Source organism: Caballeronia novacaledonica (genome assembly GCF_900258035.1).
Taxonomy (GTDB): Bacteria; Pseudomonadota; Gammaproteobacteria; order Burkholderiales; family Burkholderiaceae; genus Caballeronia; species Caballeronia novacaledonica.
The window spans coordinates 146,390-159,264 of record NZ_OGTP01000003.1 but is presented as its reverse complement, the minus strand read 5'-3'; the positions used below and the strand labels follow the sequence as shown (position 1 = coordinate 159,264).

At 58.2% G+C, this 12,875-nt stretch carries 14 protein-coding genes and 1 pseudogene; 7 read left to right on the top strand and 8 right to left on the bottom strand.

Annotated elements, in window-relative coordinates:
• Window positions 1-50: 50 nt before the first annotated feature.
• Both irlR and NOV72_RS06880 read left to right on the top strand, forming a co-directional pair.
• Window positions 51-728 carry a heavy metal response regulator transcription factor IrlR gene (gene irlR / locus NOV72_RS06885; RefSeq protein WP_106853854.1) on the top strand — a complete coding sequence of 226 codons (678 nt, stop codon included), beginning with the start codon at window positions 51-53 and terminating at the stop codon, window positions 726-728.
• A 4-nt stretch (window positions 729-732) separates the two neighbouring features.
• Window positions 733-2,121: a heavy metal sensor histidine kinase gene (locus NOV72_RS06880; RefSeq protein WP_106853853.1), complete on the top strand. Its 1,389-nt coding sequence runs from the start codon at window positions 733-735 to the stop codon at window positions 2,119-2,121.
• A gap of 20 nt (window positions 2,122-2,141) precedes the next feature.
• Here the strand turns inward: NOV72_RS06880 and NOV72_RS06875 are convergent, their stop codons facing one another.
• On the bottom strand, window positions 2,142-2,414 hold the full coding sequence (locus NOV72_RS06875) for a DUF4148 domain-containing protein (protein ID WP_106853852.1): 273 nt from the start codon (window positions 2,412-2,414) through the stop codon (window positions 2,142-2,144).
• Between the two features lie 265 nt (window positions 2,415-2,679).
• Here NOV72_RS06875 and NOV72_RS06870 point away from each other — a divergent pair, with 265 nt between their 5' ends.
• The 5 genes and pseudogenes from NOV72_RS06870 to NOV72_RS06845 form a co-directional block, all read left to right on the top strand.
• On the top strand, window positions 2,680-4,020 hold the full coding sequence (locus tag NOV72_RS06870; RefSeq protein ID WP_106853851.1) for a cation diffusion facilitator family transporter: 1,341 nt from the start codon (window positions 2,680-2,682) through the stop codon (window positions 4,018-4,020).
• A 47-nt stretch (window positions 4,021-4,067) separates the two neighbouring features.
• On the top strand, window positions 4,068-4,337 hold the full coding sequence (locus tag NOV72_RS06865) for a metal-sensing transcriptional repressor (protein ID WP_106853850.1): 270 nt from the start codon (window positions 4,068-4,070) through the stop codon (window positions 4,335-4,337).
• A gap of 127 nt (window positions 4,338-4,464) precedes the next feature.
• The gene (locus NOV72_RS06860; protein WP_106853849.1) at window positions 4,465-4,902 is read left to right on the top strand and encodes a YqaA family protein; all 438 of its coding nucleotides are present in this window, start codon (window positions 4,465-4,467) and stop codon (window positions 4,900-4,902) included.
• Window positions 4,903-5,521: 619 nt separating this feature from the next.
• Window positions 5,522-6,646 carry a nickel/cobalt efflux protein RcnA gene (locus tag NOV72_RS06855; RefSeq protein WP_106854047.1) on the top strand — a complete coding sequence of 375 codons (1,125 nt, stop codon included), beginning with the start codon at window positions 5,522-5,524 and terminating at the stop codon, window positions 6,644-6,646.
• A gap of 989 nt (window positions 6,647-7,635) precedes the next feature.
• Window positions 7,636-8,033 (top strand): annotated as a pseudogene (locus NOV72_RS06845) (transposase); the annotation flags it as partial.
• A 54-nt stretch (window positions 8,034-8,087) separates the two neighbouring features.
• Here the strand turns inward: NOV72_RS06845 and NOV72_RS06840 are convergent.
• From NOV72_RS06840 to NOV72_RS06810, 7 genes are all read right to left on the bottom strand, one after another.
• A complete protein-coding gene (locus NOV72_RS06840; RefSeq protein ID WP_106853848.1) occupies window positions 8,088-8,978 on the bottom strand; it encodes an HAD-IA family hydrolase in 891 nt (296 codons plus the stop codon).
• Window positions 8,975-9,346, bottom strand: a complete 372-nt coding sequence (locus tag NOV72_RS06835) for a hypothetical protein (RefSeq protein WP_146149947.1) — start codon at window positions 9,344-9,346, stop codon at window positions 8,975-8,977. The genes NOV72_RS06840 and NOV72_RS06835 overlap by 4 nt, the downstream gene beginning before the upstream one ends.
• A gap of 13 nt (window positions 9,347-9,359) precedes the next feature.
• Window positions 9,360-10,337, bottom strand: a complete 978-nt coding sequence (locus tag NOV72_RS06830) for an AAA family ATPase (RefSeq protein WP_106853846.1) — start codon at window positions 10,335-10,337, stop codon at window positions 9,360-9,362.
• Window positions 10,338-10,344: 7 nt separating this feature from the next.
• Window positions 10,345-10,536: a hypothetical protein gene (locus NOV72_RS06825; RefSeq protein ID WP_106853845.1), complete on the bottom strand. Its 192-nt coding sequence runs from the start codon at window positions 10,534-10,536 to the stop codon at window positions 10,345-10,347.
• A gap of 109 nt (window positions 10,537-10,645) precedes the next feature.
• Window positions 10,646-10,906 (bottom strand): hypothetical protein, encoded by a 261-nt coding sequence (locus NOV72_RS06820; RefSeq protein WP_106853844.1) that lies wholly within the window; start codon window positions 10,904-10,906, stop codon window positions 10,646-10,648.
• 15 nt (window positions 10,907-10,921) lie between these two features.
• Window positions 10,922-11,560 (bottom strand): division plane positioning ATPase MipZ, encoded by a 639-nt coding sequence (locus NOV72_RS06815; RefSeq protein WP_106853843.1) that lies wholly within the window; start codon window positions 11,558-11,560, stop codon window positions 10,922-10,924.
• Between the two features lie 227 nt (window positions 11,561-11,787).
• The gene (locus NOV72_RS06810) at window positions 11,788-12,825 is read right to left on the bottom strand and encodes an integrase (RefSeq protein WP_106853842.1); all 1,038 of its coding nucleotides are present in this window, start codon (window positions 12,823-12,825) and stop codon (window positions 11,788-11,790) included.
• Window positions 12,826-12,875 lie beyond the last annotated feature (50 nt).

Below are 12,875 nucleotides of genomic sequence, written 5' to 3'. Positions count from 1 at the left end.
TGAACGCTTACCCGGCCGCCCTCTGAATCAGTTAAGGAGGATTAACAGCGATGCGCATTCTGCTCGTTGAGGATGAACAGAAGACCGGAAGATATCTGCAGCAAGGATTGAAGGAGGCGGGATTTCGCGTCGACTGGGTTCACGATGGGCCGACCGGATTGCACTTGGCGCAGAGCGAGGAATACGACCTTCTCATTTTGGATGTGATGCTTCCAGGTCTCGATGGCTGGTCCGTACTTGAGGAATTGCGTCGCACGCGTTCGACGCCGGTGCTGTTCCTGACCGCGCGCGACGAGGTGGGCGACCGGGTCAAAGGTCTGGAACTCGGCGCGGACGATTATCTTGCCAAACCCTTTGACTTCGTGGAACTGCTCGCACGCGTTCGATCGATCCTGCGTCGTGGCCAGTCACGGGACGCGACGGTGGTGGTCGTTGCAGACCTCGAACTGAATCTCACGCGACGCAAGGCAACCCGCGAGGGCGAAACGATCCTGCTGACGGCGAAGGAGTTTGCGCTGCTCTGGCTGCTCATGCGTCGCAATGGGGAGGTGCTCCCGCGTGCGCTCATTGCTTCGCAGGTGTGGGACATGAATTTCAGCAGCGACACAAACGTCGTCGATGCCGCGATCAGGCGTCTGCGAGTCAAGATCGATGATCCGTTTGAATCCAGGCTCATTCATACAGTTCGGGGGATGGGCTACGTTCTCGAAGAACGCAGCAAGAGGTGAGCGGGTGTTCAAGCTAAGACTGCCGCGCACGCTCAGCACGCGGCTTACGCTCTTGATAGCGGCAACGAACTCGATCATCCTCGCCTTGAGCGGCTTCGCGCTTTATCAGGCGCTGCATACCCGCGTCGACACGTCGACCAACCGAGAACTGGCCGTTACGCTCGCGTCCGTGCGCACGCATCTGAAGGAAATGCGTGGCTTGGTTGATGTCATGCAGGGCGAGGGAATCTGGCTGGACCAGTTGCACGGTCATTCGAACATGGATTTGGCGTTGTTCGCTTCTTCGGGCGAAATGCTGTTTGCAAGTCCTGGCTTTAGCGTAGGCGCGTGGAATCAGGATACGAAAACGCCCCGATCGCTCGTCGCGTTCAACGGGCTAACGCTGCGATTCATCGCATCCGATAGCACGCTCGCGGGCGACATTAAAGCGTCCGTCCGTGTCGTGCTCCAGTACAACGCCACCGCCGACGTGGACCTCCTACGCGCCTACGCGATCATGATCATCGTGATCGAGATCCTGGGCGTCATGCTGGCGGCAGGTCTTGCATATGGAACGGCGCTGCTCGCTCTTAAGCCGCTGCGGCAACTCGTCAGACAAGCCGAGGACATGTCGGCGAGTCGACTGGCATTACCGCTTCCCGCGCCGGACACCGCGAGCGAGCTGCGCGAACTGGCGCACGCATTCAACGGCATGCTGGCGCGACTGGACGAGTCGTTCAAGCGTATCAGCCAGTTTTCGGCGAACCTCGCCCACGATATGCGTACGCCGCTGACGAACCTGCTTGCAGAAGCGCAGGTCGTCCTTTCGGCACCGCGGAGCCCGGAAATTTACCGGGAGGTGATCGAGTCGAGCGTCGACGAATATCGTCGCCTATCGATGATGATCGACGACATGCTGTTTCTCGCGCGGTCTGAACACGGCCGAGATTCGCTGGTCATCCGGACACTCGATGCGCTCGTGGAGGTGCATAAAGTGCTCGGATATTACGAGGCGATAGCGGAGGAAGCCGGAATCATTCTCCAAGTGATTGGAGCAGGCACTGTTCAAGCCGATCGCATGATGTTGCAGCGTGCGCTCAGCAATCTGATCTCCAATGCGCTCAAGCATGCGCCGGCGCAGTCCGTGGTCACGGTCGCCTGCTCACGAAACGCCGACGGAACGACGATCGCCGTGTCCGACCGTGGTGCAGGTATCGCCGCGACGGAAACGGAAAGGATCTTCGAACGCTTCTATCGCGTCGACCAGGCGCGTCATTATTCAACGCCCGGCGCCGGTCTGGGCCTCGCGATCGTTCGTTCGATCATGGCGAATCATTCGGGCCAGTGCAGCGTGACGAGTGATCCGCATGTTTTGACCACGTTCTCGCTGCGCTTTCCTGCGCGCGCGGTTTGAGCGCGCGCCTTCACACTCGATCAGCGCGCCGACACCGTGTCATGCAAGGCCGCTGATGCGTCTGAGCGCGAGGTGTGCTTCGAAATCTGGTGAAGCTCCTTGTTACGCGCGATGGTGGTTTCGGTGGGCGGATAGTTATGCTTGCCGGTGGGAATGATCCCATCGTGCTGTGCCTTTAGCAGTTCCTGCTTGACTTGCTCACGTGTCTTGCCTTGTGCTTGTGCAGACTGGGCCCAGACGCTGCCCGACAGCGCTGCGATGACGAGGGATGCAAGTAGCGTGGACGACTTCATGATGATGCGCTCCGTAAGTTTCGTGACGGCCGGTCGGCGAGTCAGTAATAATTTTGAAAGCTCATCGGTGCGTGAAGATGATCTAGAGATTACAAATTTTTCATCTCGGCAGCGTGGATTGCGCGAACCGGCTCCGTTACGGACGGACATGCGAGAAGTGGTGTATCCTCCCCTATAGGATAGGTTGGGCGTCGTCCATGGACAGGCCACTGCGGTTCGTCGCGGTGACTTCGGACTGCCTTCTGCGATGTGAGGGAGGGGCGGTATGTGGTCAAAGATCAAGGCGTGGTTCGGCTACGGCGAGGAAGCGAGCGGGCACGGAGATCACGGTCATTCGCATGCCGCTGGTTCGCATGGCCATACACATGGTGTGATCGATCCGGGTCTTTCCTCTTCTGAGCGCGGTATTTGGGCGATCAAATGGTCGTTCGTGATACTGGCGATCACCGCCATCTTTCAGTTGGTTGTAGTGTTCACCTCGGGAAGCGTCGCGTTGCTCGCCGACACGATTCACAATGTCGGCGACGCGACCACCGCCATCCCGTTGTGGATCGCTTTCGTTCTTGCGCGCCGCAAGCCGACGGCGACGTTCAACTACGGCCTCGGACGCGTGGAAGACATGGCCGGTATCGTTATCGTCGTCATCATCCTGATCAGCGCGTTGGTGGCGGGATATGAAGCAATCGACCGACTGATTCATCCACAACCGATTACGCAGTTGCTGGCGGTTGCCGTAGCGGGTTTGATCGGCTTTGCCGGGAATGAAGCGGTTGCAGTGTTTCGGATTCGCGTCGGCCGGGAGATGAACAGCGCTGCGCTTATCGCGGACGGGTATCATGCGCGTACCGACGGTCTGACCAGCCTTGCGGTGGTAATTGGTGCAATTGGTGTATGGGCGGGGTTCCCGCTGGCTGACCCGATCATCGGGCTTTTGATCACCATCGCCATCTTCGGTATCGTGTGGCAATCCGCGCGCGCAGTCATTACGCGCAGTCTGGATGGCATCAGTCCGGGTGTGCTCGAGGAGATTCGCCATGCGATTGCGCATGTGCCGGGCGTGATACGACTGGTGGATGTCAAGGCACGTTGGCTTGGCCACCGGCTTCGTGCTGAACTGACCGTGGCGGTGGATCCGGCGCTCTCGGTCGCGCAGGCGAGCGGCATCGCGCTGGCGCTTCAGAACGAATTGCACGATCACTTGCCGCCACTCGATGCTGCGACCGTCCAGTTCGACACGACGGGTGCGCAGGCGGTCGCGGTAACCGCCGTGGCGGCGGGACATCACCACGCGCCCGAACCATTTCGGTTTCACTGCGACTTTGGAACAGGGGAGTTGCAAATCGTTGACACGCCCTCCGGTGAACGCATGCGCTTATCGTTCGACAGACGCGTCGAGGGACTGCGGGCAACGGTCGAAATCAGGCGCCCGGAGAACCAGGTGGAGAATTTAGCCCTCGTTGAGATCGGACAAGGGCAGAATGCCTTCGAAAGCATCGTGGCGCCGGCGGAGCCACACGAGTTCGATGCGGAACTCAGACTGAATACAAAGCACGCGGAACAACGTTTGCCCTTCCGCATGGAAGAACCGGAAGGGCACCAACATTGAGTGGGACGGGGCAGCCCGGAACGCGACAAGGAAGCAGAGAATCATTCATGGGTATTCATACATCACACCCGGACGTCGTGAAGCGCTTGAAGCGAGCCGAGGGCCATCTGCGTAGCGTGATTGCGATGATCGAAGAGGGGCGGGCGTGCGTCGACATCGCTCAGCAACTCCAGGCGGTAGAAAGCGCGATCAGCAATGCGAAGACCACGCTGATCCACGACCATATCGATCACTGCCTGGAGCAGTCCCTGCGCAACGAGGAGCAATCGCCCACCAGTGCGATCAAGGAACTTAAATCGATCACGAAATATCTTTGAAGATCGATGCGGCCGAGGCCGGCTTGTGGCCCGATGACCAGTGTGCTTTCGCGACAAACAAGCGTGACAGGCGCGACGTAGTCCGGGTAGGGCATAGGCAACCCTTGTTTGCGCTCGAACCGCCGATATGCTGACGTTTTCCGTCTATGGAGGGCTCTTTCTGGCGGCCTTCGGCGCAGCGACCCTCTTGCCGCTCCAGTCCGAGGCGGTGCTGGCCGGATTGCTGCTGAGCAGGCAGTATTCCGTGAGCGCGCTGCTCGCCGTCGCAACGGTTGGCAATGTGCTTGGATCGATCGTCAATTGGGTGCTAGGCCGCTACATCGAACGCTGGAAAACTAAACGCTGGTTCCCGGTTTCTGACGAGAAGCTTGAGAAAGCTCAACGGACCTATCAGCGTTTTGGACAATGGTCTCTTCTTCTTAGCTGGGCGCCGGTGATCGGTGACCCGCTCACGCTGCTTGCCGGAGTAATGCGTGAACCTTTTATGCACTTCGTGATGCTCGTCACGATCGCAAAACTTGGCCGATATCTCGTGCTAACCGTGGTCACTGTCGCGTTCATCTGAATAGCGTCCCGACGCAAGACTGCGTATTTGGATTTTCAAAGCGTGGCGGGCGCGAAGTCAAAGCGAACCAATTCAAGCCTTTTTTACGCTCCGGATCAACACATCCTAAAGCGTCAATCTGCGTAGGCATGAGCGATGTAGTAACCGACTGCTACGCCTCCGATCACCGCGATTAAAACCGCCGCAACAACGATGGTGACGATCCCGCGGCTTTTCATGAATCTGCGCCCTGGTCGGAAAGAACTGCGGCACCATTGGCTGAAGATGCTTTTAGTCTAGTGCTAGCGTTGACGACCGGCAAGAGGAACGTTTTGACGAGTATCCCCCTGGTGGGGAGAGACACAAGAATCGCTAACAAGCATTCTGCTTTTCTTCCCGCCACCAGCGAGCCAATGGAAATCTGGCTTCTTGGCATGAAATCAGGATCGCGTTAGCGTTTCGGCCTCGGCTGGAGACGGGCTACGCCGAAAGCCGAAATACGACTATCGTGTATTATCCTATCCAGGGGGGGAGGTTGTGAATTTGGCGGCTGGAGTCTCGTGCACGTTACCCAATCGTCCCTTCCGTTCACGGCGTGTACGCCGAGTCTCAAGCAATCTCCACCACAGATGGGCATTTCATGACTGATTTTTCCGCCCTGCTGCAGCAGGGCACCTCGAGTGCATGGCTTTTCATACCAAGTGCCGTCTTGCTCGGCGCCTTGCACGGACTAGAGCCAGGGCACTCGAAAACGATGATGGCGGCGTTCATCGTCGCCATTCGCGGTACGGTCGGACAGGCGATCCTGCTTGGCCTGTCCGCGACGGTTTCACATACTGCGGTGGTGTGGGCGGTCGCTCTGGCGGGCATGTATTTCGGGAGAAACCTGAATCCGGAGACGACTGAGCCCTACTTCCAGCTCGCCTCCGCGGTGTTGGTCGTGTGCGTGGCCGCCTGGATGATCTGGCGCACGTGGCGGGATCAGCGATTGGCACGCGAGCACGACCATCACCACGATCACAGTGATGAGACGAAACGTATCGACACAGGGCACGGGATCATCCGCCTGGAAATTTTCGAGCAAGGCGTCCCACCTCGATTCCGCCTGTTTCAAGAAGGTCACCACCACGACAAGATTGGCCCCTACCAGGTGACCTTCGAGACAAAGCGTGCCGACGGCACGACCCAGACATTCAGCTTCGCCCAGCGCGACGGATACCTCGAATCGGTGCAGGAAATTCCTGAACCCCACGAATTCCAAGCTCGCTTGCAGATCGTTCATGGTCATCACAGCCACGACTACGATTTGGAGTACGTCGAGCACGATCATCACCACCACGACCATGGTGAAGATGTCGGGCTAGACGTGTCTTCGCAGGGTTATGAGGACGCTCATGAACGCGCTCACGCAAACGACATCAAGCGGCGTTTCGCAAATACGGACGTGACAACCGGACAGATCGTCATGTTCGGCCTAACGGGCGGCCTGGTACCTTGCCCCGCCTCTATCACCGTGCTGCTACTGTGCTTGCAACTGAAACAGTTCGTCCTCGGAGCGAGCCTCGTGCTGTGTTTCAGCATTGGATTGGCCCTCACCATGGTGGCTTCGGGGACGATCGCCGCGCTGAGCGTAAGACAGGTGTCCAAGAGGTGGAGCGGCTTCGGTGAATTTGCGAGAAAAGCGCCTTACGTCTCGAGCGCGCTCATCCTGTTGGTGGGTTTCTACATGGCCTACCAAGGGGCCAGCGCACTGAACTGGGTTTAGTTTGACTGCTGGACGAAAAAAATCCGGGCATGTAAGCCCGGACAAGGCGTAGAGGGACGCGGTGTCCCTCTGCGCGCGTGGCTCGCCGAGAGTATCGCCTCAATGCGCGGTGACGCGATCATGCGTCGCGCGATGCTACAGATTCGAAACTGACGTCGGGGCTTCGCGCCCAACCGACACACTCACGCGCTATCGTAATGGAAGCCTCCATCGTCTCGATGAGCGCCAGATTACAAATTTGTCATCGTGGCATCATTTTCTTTGCCGGCTGTAGATTGGAAGCCGAAGGTCCCCGAGATCAACGAGCTTTGAGAACGCCACGCGCGGACTAGCGTGGCTTGCCTGAGAGCTATAGGACGATCCTGCTGAAATTTTGAGGAGTGGTTTCGCTCAGGATTGCTGATTGTGGATAGGTGCTGAGAATAAAAATCGAGAGTTCCCCTGCGGCGCCTGCGTCGTCGCGGCGACGATCGTCGTATCACCGCCGCAGACTATGGCATTCAGCGGCCTTCGCTACAAGATCACCCCCGCGTTTCAAGTGTCGGCGGCTTCCTACTATCACGCGTTTCGCACGGTGTCGGCTCACTCGGTGAGTTCAGGTGCCAACCAGACTACCTACTGTCCAAGCGCACCACGCTATACACGGACGTCATGTACGTCATCAACAGCGCGAAGTCCGCTTTGAGCGCGACCGGGGCGACAACCGTAGTGGCGACCGGAGCCAATCAGCTCGCGGTCGTGGTCGGGATCGTTCACGCATTCTGATTCGCACGGCGGCAGCGGATCGTCGGGTAGCTGATCGGAGGGCGCACAACCAGCTGTTCCACTCGGAAAGCGGACGTTCGGTTCTGGAGCCGGCGAACGGCCGGGATGGGTCCGAAAGCGGTCCGCTGCGATAGACCGCGTTGGGTCGATGCTGTTGAAAAAGTCGCCCTAGATGCGAAATGCTGAGTATTTACGGAGACATCAAACGACAGGAGTGAATCGTCATGATGCGTCGACTGGATAGCAGACGGGAAAACGACAACCACATCCCGCAATCGCACCCGTTGGAGGTATCGATCGCTTCCTTGACCCGCGAGATCTCCGTCAGCGCCTCGCACTGTTCTACAGCCCGATGGGCCATCCTTCAATTGACCCAGAACTCACGACCCGCATATTGATCGTAGGTAGTGGCTCTGGCATCCGATCCGAGCGACGTCTATGCGAAGAGGTTCATCTGAACCTCGCATACCGTTGATTCTGCCGGTTAAGTCTGGAGGACGCCGTACCAGAACACTCGACGTTCTCAAAGGACCGTCACGGGCGCTTTCGCGATAGCCATCTATTGCGTCACGTGTTCGAGTCTGTGCTGAGTCGCTGCATGGCCGAGGAGCTCGTCAAGGGTGGGCGCATTTGGCCAGTGGCGCGGGCATGCGCACGCCCTAGAGCAACACTCGATTCATCCTCGTCCACCATCCGTTTCGTCTGGTCGTTGTAGGTGGATCGCTTGCATACCGGCGCCCAGTGCGCCGTCGCGGTCCGCGCTGAGCGTATCGCCGATCATGAGCGTGTTTTCGGGGGCAACGCCCAGCCGCTTGCAAGCCCATTCAAAGATCCGGCGATCTGGCTTCAGATAGCCCACCTCAAACGACCAGGCATATGCGTCGAGCTCGAAGGGCAGTAGAGCAAGCACAGGGGGCGCGTAGGGTTTTGCCAGATTGGACGCGATAGCGAGCTTGATGCCGCGAGCACGTAGGCCGGTCAGCACATCATGCACTTCAGAGTAAAGCTCGATGCTCGTCAGTTCCGCCGTCAGAGCAGATTCCAGCGCCTCCATGACTTCGGGTTTCGGATCGAGCCCTAAGACGGCAGCTCCTTCACGCAGGTCGACGGGTCGCGTCATAAGTACCTTCCGCGCAGCCCAGAACCCGGTTCCCCCGCCGTGGTTAATGAGCCGATGGAACGGTTGCTGCAAATCGGTGATCCGGCAAAGTGTCCCGAAGGCATCAAAAATAACCGCCTGCACGTCGGGATCGAACGTCACCTCAGCAAGAGAGGACACGACTGGGAGTTGCCTGAGTGCTTCGATTGCCTTTGCGTCTCGATATTCAGCGATGGCGTTGCGTAGCCGGGTTGCGTTCTTCGGCGATTCGAGCAGATGAAGTGTTTCCCGCATGCGTGGCAACCCCTTCTCGGAAAGGTACACACTGAGGCGAGCGTGCTCCGGCAGCTGCTGAAGGACAGTTATCAGTTCCGCGGCGGTCATCCGAGTTTCGCGGCCCAAAGACACGTCTTTCAGCGAGCGAATGCTTGCGATCGACATTTCGAGACGTTTGAAATGCTTTGTCATTGTTTTAGCGTCCCGACGAAATGTTCCCAGTCTCCGCTCCGAGCAAGCTTGACGCGCGGATCAAGGAGGATAAAGGCAGGTCCGTGCTCATGCAAAAACGCGTCACGAATGGCTGGCGGCAATGCACCGATAATGATGAATTCCGTTACTTCCGGCTTGTATGTCTCGGCGGAGTCGATGTCCCAGCGTGGTACTCCCGTCGAGTAGGCCCGAATCTGCGGACACGCCAGTAGTTCCGTACGCCCCCTGAGGAGAGCCGCAAGCACGACATCTTGGGCGTCGCGCAGGTCGTCAGACTCGAATCCACGCGGGCTCCCGGCGATGTCGCTACCGCATACCTTCTTCATATCCTTCTTCCGAGTTTCCATTGCCGCTCCCATCTCAGACGAAGCCGATCTTCTGTCGCGCGGTAGCCGATGGTGCGATCATTTCACCCACCGTGCCGACGTTCATGCGTCCACCAGACTGGAGCACACGCCCTAAAATCCGGCGAAGCACGCGATCGACGTCCCGCCCGGATTCCATCGCACCGACGAGCGCATCGGACACGTCAGCCGGCAGTTGCTCATCGACGTGCGAGCGTACGCCAGGATTTTCGTCAATCAGGCGCGCATACATGCGCTGGACGAGCGCGGCCATTTCGTCCGCCGTTAGTCGACGAATCTCGAACGTGTTGAAGCGCGACAGCAGGGCCGAGCTTAAGTCTTCGGTCGAGTTAGCGGTAGCAATCCAGTTCATGTGCGAGGCATTCAGGTGAACGTCGGGCAGCGCCGCATCGGCAAACTGCCTTGCCGTCCGGCGTTCCAAGAGCGTGTACAGACCGGCTAGCGGATCCCAGCGCGGATCCTTGGCGGCTTTCTCGATCTCATCGAGCACCATGATTGGATTGATGACCTGAGAGCGAGCCAACAGTCTGAACACCGCTCCAGGCTGGGTGTTCGCCCAGTGCTGTTCGGTGCCTGTTAAGAACGAGCCGGCCTGCCGCTGATTCATCGCGACCACCTCGGACGGCACGCCCAGCACGTCGGCCAGTTCTAGGCCAAAAGTAGTCTTGCCAGTGCCCGGTGGCCCGACGAGCAGCAGCCGCTGGAAGTCAAGACCTCGCCCAGCGACCTTGGCGAATGCCAGCTCGGCTTCGATCCAGCCGATCACCTCAGCAAAGTTCGGGTGATGCTGCGCGAGCTTATCAAGGCGCACGTCAAGTACGTCTGTGCGCAGTGCGCCGAATGTCTTTCGGCTGTTTTCAAGCAGCATGGTGGCCCAGCGACTGACCGTCTTTTCCTCTTCCTTCCCAGGATTGCACCTCTCCAGGAGGCCGACGAATTCGCGCACATCCACAAATTCCACGTGATTATTCATGGCGACCTCAACATTCGAGGTACATCGACGAACTGCCGAACAGGCACGCCGACTCGACTAAGTAGTTCGAGCAGGCGGTCCCAAGCTCATCAAGACGTGCCAACGACATGAGCGGCGGATCATCACTCTCGAAGACGTTGGACAGGTCGGCTTCCAGTGGAATCAAGGCCAGCCGGTGGGACACAATGGATGAAGCCATATTCACCTCGTTGATAGGTGGGTATATTCCAGCGTCTGACGCGTATGCCTCTCCTGTCAGTTGGGCCACGCGAACTGAGTAAAGTCACTCAGCGTTGAGTGGAGTTCAGTTACTCCAGTATTCGATCCTTCAGGTCCTTCAATAACAATTCCCGCACATACTGCGCGCCAGTGAGCCGCAGATCGGCTGCACGGCGTCGAACTCGTTCATGCATATCCGGCGTTAGGTCGAGGTTGAGACGCACGGGTTTCAGAGGCCGTTGCGGCTGCTGCGAATGGACCATTCCGGCACCATTGGCAAATTCCTCGGGGTTGGCGGGGCGCGGCTCCGGCGAGGCTGTGCTTGGTGCAAGCTTGAATCTACTGGTCATGTGAATCGGATCCTGTCAGCTGAGGTCGAAAAATTCCTGCGCCAGAAGCTGGATCTCCGCGCGCGCCTGGCTGTTGTCGAGCTCGATGACGCCCTTGCCGGCCAGCAGAGCATCGCGATAGACCTTGCGGTCCCGAATGATCGTGTTCGCCAGTTCGAGCTGATCGAACTCGGCCAGCAGCTTCCGTGCGTCCTCGACTTCACGAATCACGGGGTTGGACGGTGCGATAGAAAGGACTGCTACTGCCTTCAGCTCGGGATTCAGTCCGCGCGCGAGGCCGACCAATTCGTTAACCTTCGGTAGCGTCTCCAGGTCCGCCTGACTGGCCTTGGTCGGAACTAAGACCAGACTTGCGACGGCCATTGCACTGCGCATTTCGCGCGAGTCCCTACCGCCTGCATCAACTACGACCACCTGGTAGTGACGCGCAAGGTCCCGCAGCGTCGATGCGACTTCGCCAGTGCGTTGAACGCAGGGTACGCGGGGCGTGATGCCGGCCTCATCACGCCGCTCTACAAACCGCGTTGCCGTGGCCTGTCCATCGGTGTCCAAGAGGACGACATCTACGCTGCCGTGTGCCAGACACACCGCCAAATTGCTTGCGATGGTCGACTTTCCCACGCCCCCTTTCTCAGCAGCGACCAGCAGGATCATTGCTTCGCTCCTTGATGAGATGAGTTACTTCCCGTTGAACTACCTGGAGTTGAGTCAAGTGGCTCGGAGTTAAGTTACTCACCGTTGAGTCGTCCTCTGCGGACTGCGCCCAGCGACTCTGAGTTGAGTTACGTTCAGCGCATCCTATGCGGCCACACTCATAGCCGTACATGGCGCATAAACCAGGGTTTCATCTCAGTCCTGAGCGCGTAAATGGTCGACTGGTGTTAGCCCAGCTTCTTCGCCAAGTCTGTCGCTCGCGGATGGTAGTAACGTTTCAAGAGCTGGACGGATTTATGCCCGGTAACTGCCGACAGTTCGAGGATGTTGTCGAGCCTTTCGGCAATGCGGCTAGTAGCCTCGTGGCGCAGATCGTGGAAATGGAGATCTGCAATGCCCGCGCGCTTGCATGCGCGCATGAACACTCGCTTCAGGGCTTCACCACTAATGGGAAAAACAAGGTCGCTGTCGTTTCGGGGCAAACTTTTAAGGGTTTCGGCTGCGCGGCTTGAGAGCGGCACATCTCGCGCTTCGCCATTCTTGGTGTCGTGGAGACGTACAAATCGCTCATCCAAAAACACGTCGGCCCAAGAAAGCGAAAGAATTTCACCTCGGCGCATGGCGGTTTCAATCGCGACGATTACCGCTGGAAGAGCCCACTCGTTTCGACATCCCCCTTCTGCGAACCGGCCATGCTCATCGCGCTGACTGAGCTCTAACTCTGCAAGGATGCGCTGCTCCTCGCCGGGTGACAGCCGCCGGGTACGGGCACGATTTTCACGCGGACGACGAATGACCGAAACCGGATTGACGTCCATATGCACGCCCCATTCTTTCCGGGCCACGTTCAACACATGTGACAGTAGAGTCAGCTCACGGCTGACTGTCGAGCCGCTGACAGGGCGATGCCTCGCGTCTCCTTTGAGGCGGCGATCACGATAGTCAGCGACAACTTTGCCACTGAGCGCGGCGACCTTGTATTTGGCAATCGGATCCTGTGAGATTTTCCGAATCCGTAAAACTTCCTCGGCCTTGCCTTTCTTCTGAGAAGATACTTCTTCTGCATAACGCTGCAGCAGATCGCCAAAAGTATTGCGCTCAGCTTCGGTGCGGTCCACGAAGGTTCCGCGATCCATCTCCGACTCGATACGACGAGCCCAAGCTTCTGCTTCGACCTTTGTGTCAAAGGTACGCCACTGGTGCGGATAGCCGCCACGGCGGATTTCAGCGCGCCAGTATTTGCCGCGTTTCCAGATCCCTGCCATTTCTGCTCCAGACAATAATTGGTAGTTATTGGGTCTGGACTATTCTCAAC